Annotated in this window: 15 protein-coding genes; 11 read left to right on the forward strand and 4 right to left on the reverse strand. The window is 71.0% G+C overall.

Annotated elements, in window-relative coordinates; all coding sequences use genetic code 11:
• Nucleotides 1-208 precede the first annotated feature (208 nt).
• Nucleotides 209-4,564 carry an RCC1-like domain-containing protein gene (locus tag MYSTI_RS04490; RefSeq protein WP_015346511.1) on the forward strand — a complete coding sequence of 1,452 codons (4,356 nt, stop codon included), beginning with the start codon at nt 209-211 and terminating at the stop codon, nt 4,562-4,564.
• Between the two features lie 42 nt (nt 4,565-4,606).
• Here the strand turns inward: MYSTI_RS04490 and MYSTI_RS04495 are convergent, their stop codons facing one another.
• The 4 genes from MYSTI_RS04495 to MYSTI_RS04510 form a co-directional block, all read right to left on the reverse strand.
• The gene (locus tag MYSTI_RS04495) at nt 4,607-5,230 is read right to left on the reverse strand and encodes a hypothetical protein (RefSeq protein WP_015346512.1); all 624 of its coding nucleotides are present in this window, start codon (nt 5,228-5,230) and stop codon (nt 4,607-4,609) included.
• 103 nt (nt 5,231-5,333) lie between these two features.
• Nucleotides 5,334-6,398, reverse strand: a complete 1,065-nt coding sequence (locus MYSTI_RS04500) for an alpha/beta hydrolase-fold protein (RefSeq protein WP_015346513.1) — start codon at nt 6,396-6,398, stop codon at nt 5,334-5,336.
• A gap of 11 nt (nt 6,399-6,409) precedes the next feature.
• The gene (locus MYSTI_RS04505; RefSeq protein WP_015346514.1) at nt 6,410-7,315 is read right to left on the reverse strand and encodes a TIGR01777 family oxidoreductase; all 906 of its coding nucleotides are present in this window, start codon (nt 7,313-7,315) and stop codon (nt 6,410-6,412) included.
• On the reverse strand, nt 7,312-7,752 hold the full coding sequence (locus tag MYSTI_RS04510) for a YtfJ family protein (protein ID WP_233278168.1): 441 nt from the start codon (nt 7,750-7,752) through the stop codon (nt 7,312-7,314). Before MYSTI_RS04510 ends, MYSTI_RS04505 begins: the two co-directional genes overlap by 4 nt.
• Nucleotides 7,753-7,991: 239 nt before the next feature.
• On the opposite strand from MYSTI_RS04510, the gene MYSTI_RS04515 reads away from it, so the two are divergent.
• The 10 genes from MYSTI_RS04515 to MYSTI_RS04560 are packed head-to-tail and all read left to right on the forward strand — an operon-like array spanning nt 7,992 to nt 17,472.
• Nucleotides 7,992-9,077 carry a polyprenyl synthetase family protein gene (locus MYSTI_RS04515; RefSeq protein ID WP_015346516.1) on the forward strand — a complete coding sequence of 362 codons (1,086 nt, stop codon included), beginning with the start codon at nt 7,992-7,994 and terminating at the stop codon, nt 9,075-9,077.
• 7 nt (nt 9,078-9,084) lie between these two features.
• Nucleotides 9,085-10,644 (forward strand): phytoene desaturase family protein, encoded by a 1,560-nt coding sequence (locus tag MYSTI_RS04520; protein WP_015346517.1) that lies wholly within the window; start codon nt 9,085-9,087, stop codon nt 10,642-10,644.
• Entirely contained in the window at nt 10,641-11,660 is a 1,020-nt protein-coding gene (locus tag MYSTI_RS04525; RefSeq protein WP_015346518.1) for a phytoene/squalene synthase family protein, read from the forward strand. The genes MYSTI_RS04520 and MYSTI_RS04525 overlap by 4 nt, the downstream gene beginning before the upstream one ends.
• Nucleotides 11,653-13,122, forward strand: a complete 1,470-nt coding sequence (locus tag MYSTI_RS04530) for a phytoene desaturase family protein (RefSeq protein ID WP_015346519.1) — start codon at nt 11,653-11,655, stop codon at nt 13,120-13,122. Before MYSTI_RS04525 ends, MYSTI_RS04530 begins: the two co-directional genes overlap by 8 nt.
• A complete protein-coding gene (locus MYSTI_RS04535) occupies nt 13,119-14,042 on the forward strand; it encodes a carotenoid 1,2-hydratase family protein (protein WP_015346520.1) in 924 nt (307 codons plus the stop codon). Before MYSTI_RS04530 ends, MYSTI_RS04535 begins: the two co-directional genes overlap by 4 nt.
• Entirely contained in the window at nt 14,039-15,214 is a 1,176-nt protein-coding gene (locus tag MYSTI_RS04540; RefSeq protein ID WP_015346521.1) for a glycosyltransferase, read from the forward strand. Before MYSTI_RS04535 ends, MYSTI_RS04540 begins: the two co-directional genes overlap by 4 nt.
• Nucleotides 15,211-15,579: a lycopene cyclase domain-containing protein gene (locus tag MYSTI_RS04545; RefSeq protein ID WP_015346522.1), complete on the forward strand. Its 369-nt coding sequence runs from the start codon at nt 15,211-15,213 to the stop codon at nt 15,577-15,579. Before MYSTI_RS04540 ends, MYSTI_RS04545 begins: the two co-directional genes overlap by 4 nt.
• Nucleotides 15,576-15,935: a lycopene cyclase domain-containing protein gene (locus MYSTI_RS04550; RefSeq protein WP_015346523.1), complete on the forward strand. Its 360-nt coding sequence runs from the start codon at nt 15,576-15,578 to the stop codon at nt 15,933-15,935. Before MYSTI_RS04545 ends, MYSTI_RS04550 begins: the two co-directional genes overlap by 4 nt.
• A complete protein-coding gene (locus MYSTI_RS04555; RefSeq protein WP_015346524.1) occupies nt 15,932-16,609 on the forward strand; it encodes a lysophospholipid acyltransferase family protein in 678 nt (225 codons plus the stop codon). Before MYSTI_RS04550 ends, MYSTI_RS04555 begins: the two co-directional genes overlap by 4 nt.
• Nucleotides 16,606-17,472 (forward strand): MerR family transcriptional regulator, encoded by an 867-nt coding sequence (locus MYSTI_RS04560; RefSeq protein ID WP_015346525.1) that lies wholly within the window; start codon nt 16,606-16,608, stop codon nt 17,470-17,472. Before MYSTI_RS04555 ends, MYSTI_RS04560 begins: the two co-directional genes overlap by 4 nt.
• Nucleotides 17,473-17,482 lie beyond the last annotated feature (10 nt).

The following is a 17,482-nucleotide window of genomic DNA, read 5'->3' on the forward strand; positions in this document are numbered from 1 at the left end:
CCACCCCATCCTTGCCGACTGTCGCCGCGTCGCAATGCCTTCCGCGTGAAGAAACGTGAAACGCGCTCGCGGATGGCGGTGGCTCGGGTTCTCGTGGCGGGGTCCTTCTCTCGCGGTGGCCACTCAGGGCGACGCCGCGTGCTCCCAGGCTTCTCATTCGCCAGGGAGACGAGTATGGACGGCCGCTTTCCCGTGCTGGAGGCAAGTGATGCGGAAGGACAACGTGATGGCGAGGCCGGGCTTCGCACAGGTCTTGGTGCTGAGCGTCTGGCTCGTCATGGGGTGTGAAGGCACCTCGAGCCCCGCGGAACCGTCCCACCCTCCGGCTGCTCGCTCCCAGGCCCTCGCGTCCGCGACGTCGAAGGTCGCCGCGGGTGCGCAGCACTCGCTCTATGTCACGCAGGCCGGCACGGTGTGGGCATGGGGCGGCAATGGCTCCGGACAGCTGGGCACCGGAAGTGTGTCGTTCCAGCGCGTCGTCGCCCAGCAGGTGCCGGGGCTGACGGACGTCACGAGCATCGCCGCGGGGGATGCCCACTCGCTCGCGCTGCGCGCGGACCGGACGGTGTGGACGTGGGGAGGCAACAACGCGGGCCAGGTGGGGGATGGCACCAACGTCGACCGCCCCACGCCGCAGAAGGTGCCGGGGCTCTCCGACGTCGTCGCCGTCGCGGCGGGGGAGTTCCATTCGCTGGCGCTGCGCGCCGATGGCACCGTGTGGGCCTGGGGCAGCAACTTCTATGGCCAGCTCGGACGTGGCCACTCGCAGCCGGGTCCTTCTCCCGCGCAGGTCGTGGGCCTGACGGGCGTGGTGGCGCTCGCGGCGGGCTTCGACTTCTCGCTCGCTGTGCGCTCGGACGGCACCGTGTGGGCGTGGGGCGCCAACGGCTCCGGACAGCTCGGCGATGGGACCTACATCCAGCGCCTGGCGCCCACGCAGGTGTCCCAGCTCCAGGGGGTCTCCGCCGTGACGGCGGGCCTCTATCACGCGCTCGCGCTGCGCTCGGATGGAACGGTGTGGGCCTGGGGTTCCAATTCCTCCGGGCAGATGGGCGATGGGACGTGGACGGACCGCCCCTCGCCGGTGCAGGTCACCTCCATCGCGCGAGCAAAGGCCGTGGCCGCGCAGGACGCGGGCTCGCTGGTGTTGCTCGATGACGGCGGCGTGTTCGCCTGGGGGCTCAACTCGCAGGGGCAGCTGGGGATTGGCACCACGGCGGACAGCCCGCTCCCCGTGCGCGTGCGGGGGCTGGGGGCGGTGACGTCGCTGGCGGCGGGGACGCAGCACGCGGTGGTGCTGCGCGCCGACGGCACGCTGTGGACGTGGGGCCACGGCGCGACGGGCCAGCTGGGACACGGCAGCTCCGAGCGGATGCTCTCGCCGGAGGTCGTCACGCGCTTGTCGAACGTCGCCTCGGTCGCGTCGGGCAGCTTCCACTCGGTGGCCGCGCTGTCGGACGGCTCGGTGTGGACGTGGGGGCGCAACACCAATGGCCAGCTGGGTGATGGCACCACCACCGAGCGCCACTTGCCCGTGCGCGTGCCGGGGCTCTCCGGCGTGGTCTCCGTGAGCGCGTCGGGACATCACTCGTTCGCGCTGCGCTCGGATGGGACGGTGTGGGGCTGGGGCCGCAACGCGCAGGGGCAGATGGGGGACGGCACGACGAAGGACCGCGCCTCGCCCGCGCGCGTGGAGGGCTTGAGCAGCGTGAAGGCGCTGGCCTCGGGCGGCAGCCACATGGTGGCGCTGCGCACGGACGGCACCGTGTGGACGTGGGGCTACAACGGCGCGGGGCAGCTCGGGGATGGCACCACGACCGACCGCCGCGCGCCCGTGCAGGTGACCGGCCTGTCGGGAGTGACGTCCGTGGCCGCGGGCGCCTACTTCTCGCTGGCGCTGCGCACCGACGGCACCGTGTGGGCCTGGGGTGATGGCTTCGAGGGACAGCTGGGAGATGGCGCGGGTGTGCAGCGCGCGTCGCCGGTCCAGGTGACGGGGCTGACGCGCGTGGTGAAGCTGGCCGCGGGCGCCGCGCATGGCCTGGCCGTGCGGGATGACGGCACCGTGTGGGCCTGGGGTGACAACACGGAAGGGCAGATGGGAGACGGCTCGTGGTCCGACCGGTTCCGCGCCGTGCAGGTCTACGGCCTGACGGGGGTGTCCTCCGTCGTCGGCGGGCTGTACCACTCCATGGCCCTGGCTCAGGACGGGACGCTGCGCGCCTGGGGCGGCAACGCGTATGGACAGTTCGGTGATGGAGGGGTCACGCCTCGGGTCGTGGCGGGCGCGGTGCCCGGCCTCTCCGGCATCAAGCTGTTGGGCGCCAGCTACCTGCACGTGCTCGCCGTGCGCGAGGACGGCATGCTGCTGACGTGGGGTTACAACCGCTTCGGGCAGCTCGGCCTGGGCGCGGCGGGGTGGAGCTCGCTGCCGGTGCAGGTGCGAGGACTGGGGCAGGGGCGCAGGCTCTCCGCGGGGCGTGCGCACTCGCTGCTCGTGCGCGCGGACGGCACCGTGCTCGCGTGGGGACAGAACACCTCCGGTCAGCTCGGGGATGGCTCGACGACCCATCGCGCCTCACCGGTCCTCGCGCGCAACCTGCCGTGCGCGCGCGCGGCGTCGGCGGGCCGACAGCACTCGCTGGTGCTCGCGTGTGATGGAACGGTGTGGTCGTGGGGTGGGAACAGCCAGGGCCAGCTGGGCGATGGCGGCGTCACGTCGCGCGCGTATCCCGCGAAGGTGGAGGGCCTGTGGGGCGTGGTGGCCGTGCTGGCGGGAGGAGACTCCTCGATGGTGCTGCGCGCGGACGGCACGGTGTGGACGTGGGGCGCGAACGGCAGCGGGCAGCTCGGTGACGGCACGCTGGGAGACCGTGCCTCGCCCCTGGAGGTGAAGGGTTTGGCCGGCATCGCCACCGGGGTGATGGGCGAAGCGCATGCGCTCGTCGTGAGCCAGGACGGCACGGTGTGGGCCTGGGGCGCGAACGGCCGAGGACAGCTCGGGGATGGCACCACCACCTCCAGCGCGTCGCCCGTGCGTGTGGCGGGGTTGTCCGCCGCGATGAACGTGAGCGTCGGACAGGCGTACTCCCTCGCGGTGCTCCCCGATGGGACGGTGTGGAGCTGGGGCGCGAATGACAGCGGGCAGCTCGGTGATGGCACCAACGTGGCGCGCACCACGCCCAAGCCCGTGCAGGACCTGGCCGACGTCAAGGCGGTGACCGCGGGCGCGCACCACGTCGTGGCGGTGCGGCATGACGGGACGGTGTGGGGCTGGGGCGCCAACGCCTTCGGACAGGTGGGCGATGGGACCCACTTCTGGCGCTTCCGCCCCGTGCGCGTGGAGGGTCTCCTCAACGCGGTGGAGACGTCGGCGGGAGAGCAGCACTCGCTGGCGCTGCTGGGGGACGAGCGCGCGCTCTCCTGGGGCAGCCACGAGTACGGCCAGCTGGGTGACGCGGAGTCGGGACCGAGCCTGGAGCCCGTGGGCGTGAAGCTGCCGAGCTCGAAGGTGCTGGTGCCCGCCGTCTCCGTGAGCGCGTGGCATCAGCACGCGGCGGCGCTGCTCGCGGACGGCACGGTGCAGACGTGGGGTGGCAACGCGGACGGGCAGCTCGGGGATGGCACCACGGAGAGCCGGGCCACGCCCATCACCGTGGCGGGCCTGGGGGCGATGGTGGCCGTGGCCCCGGCCGCGCGGCACACGCTGGCGCTGCGCTCCGACGGCACCGTGTGGGCGTGGGGCGACAACACCTTCGGGCAGCTGGGGGACGGCTCCAACACGCGGCGCACGCTCCCGGTCCAGGTGGTGGGGCTGGAGAAGGTGACGGCCATCGCCGCGGGCAGCTACCACTCGCTGGCGGTGCGCGAGGACGGCACGGTGTGGGCCTGGGGCTACAACGTCTTCGGCCAGCTCGGCGACGGGACGATGGACGCGCGCGCCGTGCCCACGCGCATGCTGGGGCTGGACGGCGCGGTGGCGGTGGCCGGCGGTGAGTACCACTCGCTGATGCTGCGCTTCGACGGGACGCTGTGGGCCACCGGCAACAACTCCCACGGCCAGCTGGGCGAGGGCACCTTCACCAATCGCTTGTCACCCTTCCAGGTGGTGGAGCTGGACCAGGTGCGGACGGTGCGCGCGGGGGGCTATCACTCCGTCGCGCTGCGCGAGGACGGAACCGTCTGGACGTGGGGCCACAACGGCCAGGGCCAGCTGGGAGATGGCACGGTGACGACGCGGCGGGTGCCCGCGCCGGTGCCCGGACTGACGGCCATCGCGTCCGTGGGCGCCGGGACTTCGCACACCTTCGCGGTGGGCTCGGAGACCTGGGCGTGGGGACGCAACTCGCACGGGCAGCTGGGCACGGGGGACAGCTCCGACCGGCTGGAGCCGACCCTGGTGAAGGGGCTGCACGGCGTGAAGAGCGTGCTGGCGGGCGGGGACTTCTCGGTGGCCCAGGGCGCGGATGGCAGCGCGATGAGCTGGGGCACCAACGTCCATGGCACCCTGGGCATCGGCCTCCCGGGCCAGCGCACCGTGCCGGGGGCCGTGACGCTGCCCTGAGGAAGAAGCCCGGGGCGCGGCGCTCCGGGCTCTCCGCCGTGACTACGGCTTGCGCGGGCTCACGGCCGGCGCGGAGAGCTCGGAGCCAATCTGCCGCCACTCCTGCGCGTAGGCGCCTCGGGTGAAGGCGCGCAGGTCCTCGCTCGTCACGGCGCCTCGCGCCAGCGCGGTGTCCAGTGCGCGGACGACGGCGGCGCGGTGCGGCTGCTCGACGTAGGGGTTGCCCTCGCGGAACACCTCGCCGAAGAGCGACTCCAGGCGGCCGTCCTGCTTCAGCCGCTCGACGATGCGCGTCTGCGACATGGGCTCGTCCGCGTGGGCGTGGAGCATGGCGGAGGCCATCCCCCCCTGCGCGTCGGCGTCGGGGAACTCGGAGAGCAGCTCCAGCTCCGCGTCCGCTCCGGCGATGGCCCGGGCGTGTGCCTCCGCGGCGAGCGACGTCAGCGCACCGCTCAGGTCCGGCGTGCCGCGCGGAGGTGTCCGGCGGTCCGGCTCGAAGTCGCTGCGTCCCTGAAACGGGCTCACCGCACGAGCTGTCGGGAGGTCCTTCTTTCCCGGGACTTGCTGGGCGCTCTTGGAGGCGGAGTCCGGCCGCTCCGTGCTGGAGCGCTCCGTGGAGGAGCCCTTCGGCGGGGACGTGCGGTTTCCACCATCAATGCGCGACATGCATGCGCTCCAGGAAGACGGGGAGCCCTTTGGGGGCATGGCTCCGGGACGTCTCCTGGAGGTTATCGGGCCCCCCCGGCTCCAGTTGCGTCCAAGTCGAAAACTAGCGGCGCCTGGGCGACAGAACAGGGGGGAACAGGCACTCCAGCCCACGCACCACGTCATCCCTCCAGGCTGGATAGTTGTGTCCCCCACTGAATTCCCGGTACTCGACGCGGTGCCCCGAGGCCGTCAGCAGGGGGGCGAGCCGCTGGTTCCCCTCCAAGAGGACCTCGAAGCGACCGCAGCTCATCCACACCCTCAGCGGGCGTCGTGGGACGTGGCGGGCCAGGTCGAAGACGACGAACTCGTGATTCTCCACGACGAAGGCGCCTGACTGGGCCAGCACCCGGCCGAAGACCTCCGGCGCGCGCAGTCCGGTGAACAGGGCCATGAGGCCGCCCAGGGACGCCCCCAGCACGGCGTGCGCGCCGGGGTGGTGCCGCTCGTCCAGCAGGGGCAGGTTGGCGCGGGCCAGGGGCAGCACCTTCCACAGCAGCAGGGCCACGGTGTACTCGCTGCACGCGTACTCCACGCCTCGCGTCATGCCGCCGTTGGAGACGAGCGCCAGGGCCACCGGGCGCATGCGCTCATCGGCGACGAGCGTGTCCACCAGCTCCGGCAGGCGCACGCGGCGCAGGTAGTCCTCGCCGTCGAACACCACCAGCAGCGGCACGGGCTCTCGCGTGGGGGGGGCGTACAGGTGCACGGTGCGCTCGCCATCCAGCCCCACGTCGGACATGTCCACGCGGTGCTGGGTGACACGTCCTCGAGGCGCCCCCCTGGGTCTGCGCGCCGGCAGCGAAGGCCCGCCCTCCGGCATGTAGAACGCGTGGTTGACGTCGCCGAAGCCGTTGTCGGAGACGCGGGGGTTGAAGTCGTCGCGCAGCCGCTGTCCGCGCGCGTCGAACAGCGCGTACTCGACATAGGCATCGCGAGGCAGCGCCAGCGAGCGGACCCACAGCCCCGGCGCCACGCGCTCCAGGGCGAGGGGCTCTCCCCTCCAGTCCTGGAAGTCCCCCTGGAGGAACACGGGCCCTCGGCCGCGCCACACGAAGGTGGCGGTGTCTCCCGTGATGACGGGCGTCCCCTCGGCGCGCGCGCGTACTTCCAGCTCCCTGGCGTCCATGGCTCGTCAACCTATGACAGCAGGTTTCGCAGGGCTCCCTCCACCTCGGGGAAGCGGAAGGTGAAGCCCGCCTTCTGCGCGCGCGAAGGCAGCACGCGCTGACCCTCCACGACGACCTTCGCCATCTCCCCCATGGCCGCCTTCACCACGAACGCGGGGATGTGAATCACCGACGGCCTTCCCAGCGCATGGCCCAGCGCATGTGCGAAGGCCGCGTTGGTGACGGGCTCCGGCGCCGTGGCGTTGAAGGGACCTTCGAGCGGCGTGTCCCCGAGCACGAAGCACAAGAGCGCCTGCGCGTCCTCGCGATGAATCCAGCTGACGTACTGCCGGCCGTTGCCCACGGGCCCTCCGGCGCCGATGCGGAAGGGCGGCAACATCTTGTGCAGTGCGCCGCCATCGGGGTGCAGCACCACGCCCATGCGCACCACCGCGGTGGAGATGTTCGCCTCCCGCGCTCGTGCCGCCTCCGCCTCCCACGCCATGCACACCCGCGCGAGGAAGTCGTCTCCGGGTGAGCTCTCCTCCGTCAGCGGCTCCGCCTCGCGAGCCCCTCCGTAGTAGCCGATGGCGGACGCGGACACGAAGCGCTTCACCGTGCCCGCCGCCTTCGCCGCCTCCACCAACAGCCGCGTGCCCCGCACCCGACTGTCGTGGATGCGCTGCTTGGCCTCCGCGTTCCACCGCTGCGCCACGGGCTCCCCCGCCAGATGCAGCACCGCCTCCGCGCCGGCCAGGGCCTCCCCGGACACCGCCGTCCCCGTGTCATACGCGGCCCCCGTCACGCCCGGCGGTAACCGCTCCAGCGCCTTGGGCACGTCGCGCGCGAGCACGTGGACGTGGTGCCCCCGGCTCAACAAACCCTGGACAACACCCACGCCCAGGAAGCCCGTGGCGCCCGTGACAGCCACCTTCATGGGGACGCTCCCGGCGCCGCGGGTGTCGTCAGGTCCACGCCCACCAACTGGCTGAGCGCGGAGAAGAACGCCACCTGCTCCTCGGGCTTCATCCGCCCGGAGTGCCGGTAGACCACCGCGCCTCGTGCATCGAGCAACAGGACATTCGAGGTCTTCATGGGCAGGGACCATGGGGACGCACCCATCGTCCCGTCCAGGTCGACCAGGATGGGCACCCCCACCTTCTTTTCTTCATCCCGCACATAGGAGAGGGCAATCTGCCGTGCGGGGAAGAAGTCGAAGGACTTCAGGTTGGCCACCGCCACCACCCAGGCGGAGCCCAGCAGGTTGCGCTCACGCCCCCGCGCGAAGAGGTCCTCTTTCAGTCCCGCGTTGAGCGCGGTGGAGTCCCGGTCCTCGTAGAACAAGATGACCGGTTTGCCCCGCCACTTGGACAACCGGACGGAGTCCCCGCTGGAAGTTCGTAACGCGGCATCGGGTGGGACGTCCGGTGAATTGGATGCGAGAGCGGCCTGTGTGAACAGGACCACTGCCAGCGTGCCTGTGATCCACAGCTTCATGGAAGGTGACCCCTAGTGGACAAGGTTTATACAGACATTAGACATAGCCTTGACAAGCCATGGACGCAACGCTACCTCTGGAAGGACGGACAGCTGTGAAACTGGAGGAATCACCCGTGGCCCTTCCTCGACCCGCGGTGTTGCCGTCCCCGGGAGAGGTCCCCCTGGAGCGGGCGTGGCTGTCGCTCATCCATGCGCAGGTGGAGGCGTCGTTGGGGGAGCTCTTCGAGCTTCCCGATGAGGTGGGCATCGACGCGCGCTGGTCTCGGGCGATGGAGGAGGCGAAGGCGTTCGCGCTGCGTCCCGCGAAGCGGGTGCGGCCCCTGCTGGTGATGGCGGGGCACTGCCTGGCGCGAGGCACTCCCGTGGTCCCCTCCGAGCTGTGGCGCTTCGCCGCGGGGATGGAGCTGCTCCACACCTTCCTGCTCATCCACGACGACATCGCGGACCGTGCCTCGCTGCGGCGTGGCGGCGTGGCGCTGCACCGCGTGCTGGCCCCGGGCCGCATGGGCGAGGACCTGGCGGTGGTGGTGGGGGACCACCTCTTCGCGCGCTCCTTGGAAGCGATGCTGGAGTCGGGGCTGCCGGGCGTGGCGAAGGTGGTGCGCCACTACCTGGCGGTGTGTCGGCACACGGCGGCGGGCCAATACCTGGACCTGGCGCTGGGGCACGCGCCGCTGTCGGAGGTGTCGCTCTTCCAGGTCCTCCGCGTGGCCTATCTGAAGACGGCTCGCTATGGCTTCTGCGCGCCCCTGGTGTGTGGCGGCATGTTGGGCGGCGCGAGCGCGGAGCTGCTCGACGGCCTGGAGCGCGTGGGGCGCCACGTGGGGCTCGCGTACCAGCTCCAGGATGACGTGATGGGACTCTTCGGAGACTCGCGCGTCGCGGGCAAGGCGTCGGACGGGGACTTCCTCCAGGGCAAGCGCACCTTCCCGGTGCTCGCGGCGCTGGCGCGGGCCACGCCCGGTGGACGCGCGGAGCTGGAGGCGCTGTGGACGCTGCCCGAGTCGCGCAAGGACGCGGAGGCGCTCGCACGGGCGCGGGCCCTGGTGGAGCAGTTCGGCGGGCGCGCGGCGTGTGAGCGGATGGTGGAGCGGAGCACGCGTGCTGCTCGGCGGGCGCTCCAGTCGCTGCCCAACTCCAACGGCGTGAGGGACTTGCTGGATGCCCTCATCGTCCACCTCTCGCGGCGCGTGTCTTGAGGAGACCATGAGCGGACGCACGCAAGGCAGACGGGTGGTGGTGGTGGGCGCGGGCGTGGGAGGCCTGGCCGCGGCGGCGCGGCTGGCGCACCAGGGCTTCGAGGTGCAGGTCGTCGAGAAGACAGGCGCGCCCGGTGGGCGCTGCGGCCGGCTGCGAGTGGACGGGTTCACCTGGGACCTCGGTCCCACCATCGTGCTGATGCCGGAGGTGTTCGAGGAGACCTTCCGCGCGCTGGGCCGACGAATCGAGGACTACCTGACGTTGCTCAAGTGCGAGCCGAACTACCGGCTGCACTTCCGGGATGGCTCGGACGTCACCTTCACCTCCGAGCTGTGCGCCATGGGGCGCGAGCTGGAGCGGGTGGAGCCCGGCAGCTACGCGCGCTACCTCGCCTTCCTCGCGCAGGGCCGTGTCCAGTACCGCACCAGCCTGGACCACCTGGTGGGCCGCAACTACGCGGGCATCACCGACTACCTCTCGCCGCGAGTGCTGGCCCGCATCTTCCAGGTGCGCGCGCACCGCCGCATGTACTCGGACGTCAGCCGCTACTTCCGCGATGACCGGCTGCGCGCGGCGATGACGTTCCAGACGATGTACCTGGGCGTGTCTCCCTTCGAGTCGCCCGCGGTGTATGGCCTGCTGCCCTTCACCGAGCTGGGCGTGGGCATCTGGTTCCCGAAGGGAGGGCTGTATGCCATTCCCCAGGCGCTGGAGCGGCTGGCGCTGGAGGAGGGCGTGCGCATCCACTACGGGACGCCGGTGGAGCGCATCCTCACGGAGGGTGGCCGCACGACGGGCGTCCGGTTGCAGGGCGGCGAGGTGTTGGAGGCGGACGCCGTGCTGTGCAACGCGGACCTGCCCTACGCCTACGAGAAGCTGCTGGACCCGGAGGCCACGACGCTCAAGCGGCGCGAGAAGCTGCGCTACACGTCCAGCGGCTACATGCTCTACCTGGGGCTGCGCCGGAAGTACCCGGAGCTCCTGCACCACAACGTGGTGTTCGGCCGCGACTACCGGGGCTCGTTCGACGACATCTTCGAGCGCTTCCGAGTGCCGGAGGACCCGAGCTTCTACGTCAACGCGCCCACGCGCACGGATGCGTCGCTGGCGCCCGCGGGCAAGGACTCGCTCTACGTGTTGGTGCCCGTGCCGCACCAGCATCCGTCGTTGGACTGGAAGGTGGAGGGGCCGAAGGTCCGCGCCAAGGTCTTCGCGCGGCTCTCCGAGCTGGGCTTTCCGAAGCTGGAGTCGGACATCGAGGTGGAGCGGGTCTTCACGCCGGATGACTGGGCGGGGACGTTCAACCTGGCGCGCGGCAGTGCGTTCGGGTTGGCGCAGAACTTCTTCCAGATTGGTCCCTTCCGGCCCGCGAATCAGGACGCGAGGGTGAAGAACCTGTTCTTCGTCGGGGCCTCGACGCAGCCGGGGACGGGGCTGCCCACGGTGCTCATCTCCGCGCGGCTGGTGACGGAGCGGCTGACGGACTGGGCGCGGGCGCAGGGCGTGACGTTGGTGTCTCGCGAGCGTGCGCCGACGTCCCTGTCGAAGAAGGAGGCCGCGGCATGAGCACCTCCTCCGAAGATGGGGCGCTGGTGCGCCAGGGATACGCGTTGGCCCGGAAGGTGACGCGTCACCACGCGAAGAGCTTCTTCTTCGCGTCGTATCTGTTGTTCGGGCAGCGTCGGAAGGCGGCGTTCGCGTTGTATGCGTTCTGCCGGCGGCTCGATGACCTGGTGGATGAGGCGGGCTCGGGCGCGGAGGAGCTGTCCGTGCGGCTGGCTCGGGCGCGGAGCCGGGTGGCGGAGCTGTATGTGTCCATGCCGGAGCTGGCGTCGGAGGAGATGGGACCGCCGGGGGGGCGGCTCGAGGGTGGGGTGGCGCGCTCGCCGTGGGACGCGGGGGAGTTCGCGGCGCTCGCGCATACGGTGCGGCACTACCGGATTCCGGAGCAGCCCTTCCAGGACCTCATCTCCGGCATGGAGATGGACCTGACGAAGCACCGCTATGAGACGTGGGCGGAGCTGGACCTCTACTGCTACCGCGTGGCGGGTGTGGTGGGGTTGATGCTGACGCCGGTGCTGGGGTGCTCGGATGTGACGGCGCTGCGGCCGGCGGCGGACCTGGGCCGGGGGATGCAGCTCACGAACATCCTGCGCGACGTGCGCGAGGATCTCGAGCGAGGCCGGGTGTACCTGCCCGCCGAGGAGCTGGCCGCGTTCGGGCTGTCCGAGGAGGACCTGCGGCGCGGCACGGTGGATGCGCGGTGGCGGGAGTTCATGCGCTTCCAGGTGGCTCGGGCGCGCTCGTACTACGCGAGGGCGGCGCAAGGGGTGCCTTCGCTGACGGGCTTCGGGAGTCAGCGGATGGTGCGGCTGATGGGCGCCATCTATGGCGACATCCTTCGCGACATCGAAGCGCGGGACTACGACGTGTTCAGCGCGCGGGCGCATGTGACGACGCGGCGGAAGCTGGCGCTGGCCGCGGCGTCGTTCCTGCGTCCCGAGTCCGTGCTGCCCAGGCTCCCGGAAGGGGCGCACGTGCCGCTGCTTCCCGGGGTGCTGGAGGAGCGACGCCATGGGTGAGTCGCGCATGCGGAGGCGTGTCGCCGTGGTGGGCGGTGGCATCGGCGGGCTCACCGCCGCGGGGCTGTTGGCTCGAGAGGGGCATGACGTGACGCTCTTCGAGGGCGGGGCCTCGCTCGGCGGCAAGGCTCAAGCGGTCACGGTGGACGGCGTGACGTTGGACACGGGGCCCACGTTGCTCACGTTGCCGGACCTGGTGCGCGGCACGTTCGAGCAATTGGGCGCATCGGACCTGATGCCTCCGCTCACGGAGCTGGAGACGCAGTGTGCCTACCGGTTCGCGGATGGGGGCACGTTCACCGCGTTCAAGGACCTGGAGCGCACCGTGGCGAGTGCCGACCGCGTGAGCCCAGGAGAAGGTGAGGGGCTGCGTCGCCTCTTCGCGGAGGCCGAGGACATCTGGAGGGCCGCGGGCGAGCCGTACCTGGAAGCTCCGTTCGAGGGCATGGCTGGCTTCATGGGGCGGGTGGCTCGGCGGGGGATTGGCGCGGTGCTGGCGGGGATGCGGATGTCGTCCCTGCATGGGCTGGCGGTGAAGCACCTGCGCACGCCTCAGCTTCAACAGTACGTGGGCCGCTTCGCGACCTACGCGGGGGCCTCGCCCTACGAGGCGAGCGCGGCCTTCGCGCTGATTCCTCACATCGAGCGGGCGATGGGGGTCCACCACGCGCAGGGGGGCGTGGGCGCGTTGGTGGATGCGCTGGGGCGAGCGGTGCGCAGGCTCGGCGTCACCGTGCATCTGAAGACGAAGGCTCGCTTCGAGCGCACGGGCGAGGGCTATCGCGTGAGCGCGGGAGCCGACGCAGAGGGCTTCGACAGCGTCGTGGTGAACGCGGACCCGTTGGAGTCGCTGCATCGCGGCGAGGAGTCGCTGGCGCTCTCCGGTTACGTGTTGCTGCTGGAGGTGGAAGGACGCCCCTCGCTGCCGCACCACGCGGTCCTCTTCGGCGGGGACTATCGGCGCGAGTTCGACGAGCTGTTCCGGGGAGAGCTCGCGTCGGACCCCACGGTGTACTTCTGCAACCCGTCCGCGACGGATGCCACGATGGTGCCGCCGGGGCGCACGGGCCTGTTCGTCATGGTGAACGCACCGTCGTTGCCCGTGGAGGCGGCGAGGGCGGAGGTGGAGGCTCGTGCCTGGGAGCTGCATGGCGCTCGGGTGAAGGCGCAGATGTTCGAGAAGCTCTTCGCCCACCATCCGGAGCTGCGCGGACGCGTGCGTATCCTGGGGCAGCGCTCGCCGGTGGACCTCGCGGCGCAAGGGGCGCCGGGCGGGTCCATCTATGGCTTCCTGCCGCACGGCAAGTTCGGTCCGTTCCGCCGTCCGCGCATCCGAGGAACCACGCCGGGCCTGTTCTTCGCGGGCGGGGGAACGCATCCCGGTGGCGGTGTGCCGCTGGTGATGCTGTCGGGGCGCTTCGCCGCGGAGCTGGCCTCGGAGCATCTGCGGAGGAGTGCATGAGCACCTCGCGAGTCATTCCGATGCCGCCGAGTGAGGCGGGGGCGTATCGCTGGTTCTACGCGGATGTCTCGGCGGGACCCTTCAGCGCGGTGTGCATCTTCATGTTGGGCTCGCTGTTCTCGCCGCGCTACTCGGTGGCCGCGAGGCGCGGCGGCGGGCCGATGGAGCACTGCGCGGTGAACTTCGCGCTCTACCACGAAGGCGTGCGCCGCCTCTGGGTGCTGAGCGAGTACCCCGAGGCGGAAGTGATTCAGGGGAGGCAGCTGCGCATCGGCCGCTCGACGCTGAGCTATGGGGAGGACGGTGCGGTGCGGATGGAGGTCGCGGACTGGACGGCGCCGTGGGGGCGGCCCGTCAGTGCGCGGCTCACGCTGGAGCCGCTGACGCCGTCGGGGGACGTGGTGCGGCTCATGCCCGGGTTGCCGCACTACTGGCAGGCGGTGGCGCCGCGTGCGCGGGCTCGGCTGGAGGTGCCGTCGTTGGGGGTGAAGGAAGAGGGGCTCGGCTACCACGACACGAACCATGGCGACGAGCTGCTGGGGGAGCGGCTCGCCGGGTGGCACTGGACGCGGACGCATCATCGGGAGGCGACGGTGGTGGACTACCACCTGCCGGATGGCGTCGAGCCGCTTCGCATGGTGGCGCGTGAGGAGGGCGTGTGGTGTGGCTGCGGCTCGGAGTCTCCGCTGCGCTCCACCGTCATCACGGGGTGGGGCCTGCGCGTGCCCTCACGACTCCAGACGGGCAACGTGGTGGTGGGGGAGGGACGGCTGCTCGAGTCGTCTCCCTTCTATGCCCGCATGGAGGCGCGTCAGGACTCGCTGGACTGCATGGGCGAGGTCGCGGACTTCCGCCGCTTCCACTCGCCCTTCATCCGATGGATGGCGCACTTCCGCACGCGCATGGGGACGGCGGCATGAGCGCACTGACCCACGAGGGCCTTGCCTCGGTGCTCATGTCGGACGCGAGCGTGCCGGTGCTCGTCGGCGTCGCATGGGCCGTGCTCGCCGCGGGCTTCAGCGCGGTGGCGCTCTTCCGCCTCGCGCGCATGCGCCCCACGCAAGGCCCGCTGAGCACCCGGCCCGCGGTGCTGTTGTTGCGCCCCGTCGATGCACCGACCCCTCGCGAGCTGGAGAACCTCTCTCGGCCCATCGACTACGCGGGGCCGCTGGAGCAGGTGGTCGTGTCGCCCTATCGGCCGCGTCTTCCGCCCGGCATGCGCTGGCTGCCGAGCGACCCGCCCACGCCCAACCGCAAGGTGGGGCATCTCCTCTATGCGCTGGAGGCGCTGCCCGTGGGCGCACGGGTCGTGCTGGCGGTGGACGCGGATGTCGCCGTCACGGGGGCGCTCGTGGAAGGACTCGCGGCCCCGCTGCTTCAAGGCGCGGCGCTGAGCTCCGCGGCCCCCACTCCCATCGATGCACAGGACGGCGCGGGCCGCGCCATGGCGGGACTCCTCCGCTACACGCACCACAGCTTCCTCGCGCTCCAGGTGATGAGCGCGGGCGCGAAGGCCATCTGTGGCAAGGCCCTGGGCTTCTCCCCCGCCGCGATGGAAGAGCTGAAGCACGTGTCCGACCACATCGGCGAGGACCTGGAGCTGTCGAAGCGTCTGCACGCGCGGGGACTCCAGGTCGCGCTGAGCACCGCGCCCGCGCAGGTTCCCGTCGGAACCGTGGGCTCGTGGGACGTGCCGCTCTCCCGCTTCACCCGCTGGATGCGCGTGCTCGCCAGCCATCGTCCCGCGCTGTTCCCCACCGTGCCGCTGCTCTTCACGCCCACGGTGCCGCTGGTGGTGCTCGCCGCGCTCATGGGCTCGCCCCCGCTGTCGCTCGCGGTGGCGGTGCTCGTGGGCATGCGCGTCCTGCTGGCCCTGCGGCTCGATGCCCTGAGCGCACCGCACGAAGCAGCCCCGCGTGGACGGAGCCGCGCGCTGACGGACTGGCTGTTGGGAGAGCTGCTGCTCCTCACGGCCTTCGGGGTTTCACTGGGACGGCAGGGCACGGTGACGTGGCGCGGGCACACGTACGCGTTGCTGCCTGGAGGCCGGATGGTTCGGGTGTGGCCGGAGCTGAACGGAGGGCCGGGATGACGTACGCGCGATTTCTAGGGCTGTTCGTATTGCTGCCCATTCTCTTTCAACTCTGGCGCTACCGACGCACCTTCACGCCGCGCACCCTGGCGCCGATGGGCCTCTTGCTGGTGGTCGTCTACGCGGCGACGTCGCCCTGGGACAACCTCGCGGTGAAGTGGGGCCTCTGGGGCTTCGATGCACACCGCATCTGGGGCATCAAGCTGGGCTACCTGCCGCTCGAGGAGTATCTCTTCTTCGGCCTCCAGACCTTGCTCGTCGGGCTGTGGGCGCGGGCGCGACTGGCGCGCGCACTGGCGCCGAAGGAGTCCGTCACCCCCGTGGCGCCCAGCCCCGTGCTGACCCCTCGCGAGGTGTCGTCATGATGGAGACGCGCTGGGCCTATCTCATCCACCTGCTGGCATGGGCGCTGCCCGTCATCCTCTTCCAGCTGTGGATGCTGATGCACCACTACAAGGAGCGCTCGGGCGCGGTGCTGCGCGCGGTGTTGCCTCCCGCCGTCATCGTGGGCCTGTACCTCGCGGTGGCCGACCACCTGGCCATCACCACGGGCATCTGGAACTTCGGTGACGGGCTGCACCTGGGCATCTACCTGGGCGTGGTGCCGCTGGAGGAGGTCATCTTCTTCCTGGTGACCAGCGTGCTGGTGTCCTTGGGGCTGGCCCTCTTCACGGGCCTGGTGGAGCTCCTGGCGAAGAGGCGGGAGGCTCGAGCACCGTGATTCCCGCGGCCAAGGGGGGGCCCTTCGGGTGGATGCTCGACGCGTACATCGGGCGGAAGTTCCGCTCGGCGTTTCGCGGGCTCTGGGTGCGCGGGGAGCTTCCCGCCCCAGGGCCGGGGCGGCTCGTGTACCTGAACCACACCAACTGGTGGGATGGCTTCATGCTGCACCAGCTCTCACACGTCGCGGGCTGGGATGGCTATTGCCTGATGGAGGAGGAGAACCTCCGCCGCTACCGCTTCCTCTCGCGCATCGGCGCCTTCAGCATCCGCCGCAAGGACCCTCGCTCCTCCGTGGAGTCGCTGCGTTATGCGCGCGAGCTGCTCCGCCGTCCGCGCTCGGCGCTGTATGTCTTTCCCGAGGGCGAACACCGACCCCCGGGCGAGCTGCCCTTGCGGATGGAGCGCGGCGTGGAGCTGCTCGGGCGGGTGTCCCGGGTGGAGTGTGTGCCCATCGCCGTGCGCTACACCTTCTTCGAGCACGAGCGCCCGGACGTGCTGCTGGAAGTGGGGACACCGCACCCACCCGGCCCCTTGTCCGTCTTCCAGTCCGGCCTGGAGTCGGTGGTGCGCAGTCTCCTGGCCGCGACGACGCTGGACGGCTTCACGCTCAAGGTCTCCGGCGCGCGCGGCGTCGCCGAGCGCTGGGACACCGTCCGAGGGATGTCGCCATGATGGTCCGCATCCGCACCATGGCCCGACTGACGGGCATCCGAGAGGCGACGCTGCGCGCGTGGGAGCGGCGCTACGGCTTTCCGCGTCCCTCTCGCATGGAGGGCAACAACTACCGCGTCTACTCACGCGACGAGGTGGAGTCCGTCCGCCGCGTCGCCCGGCTCGTCCAGATGGATGGGCTGGCGGTGAGCGACGCCATCGCCCAGGTGGAGAACGCGTCGCTGGATGTGCCGCCCGGCACGGACCGCCTCACGGCGCGCTTCTGGCCCGCAGCACGGCTGATGGACACCGAGGAGATGTCGCGGGTGCTGAGCGCCGCTCGCGAGTCGATGGACGTGGACACGTACTGCGACGACTTCCTCCTCCCGCTGCTGCGCGAGATGAGCTCCTGGCTGGACATCGCGCGCGAGCACCTGGCGTCGGCCCTGGTCCGGCATCGGCTGTGGCAGGTGTTGTTGAGCGTGGAGAGCCCGGCCCTGGGTCCTCGCGCACTCCTCGCGTGTCCGCCTGGGGACTTCCACGAGGGCGGGCTGCTGGGCCTGGGCGTCCAGCTCAAGCGCAAGGGCTGGCGCGTGACGATGCTGGGAGCGGATACTCCCGCTAACGCGCTGCGTGCCGCCTGTGCGCAGCTGACTCCGGACCTGGTGGCGCTGTCCTTCGTGCAGAGCCGCGAGCGGACGGAATTTCAATCCCTGCTGGAAGAGGTGCTACGGACCTGTTCGCCCACGCCCGTCGCGGTGGGGGGCCCGGCCGCGCGCCAGCACCTGCTGACCACCTTCAACACGGGGGCTCAGTACGCCGAGTCCGCCGAGGAGCTGATTGCCCTGTGGAATCAGGCGCGATGCGCGCAGAATCGCCCCTGACCTCATCCCC

It is taken from the genome of Myxococcus stipitatus DSM 14675 (assembly GCF_000331735.1).
GTDB classification, from domain to species: Bacteria; Myxococcota; Myxococcia; order Myxococcales; family Myxococcaceae; genus Myxococcus; species Myxococcus stipitatus.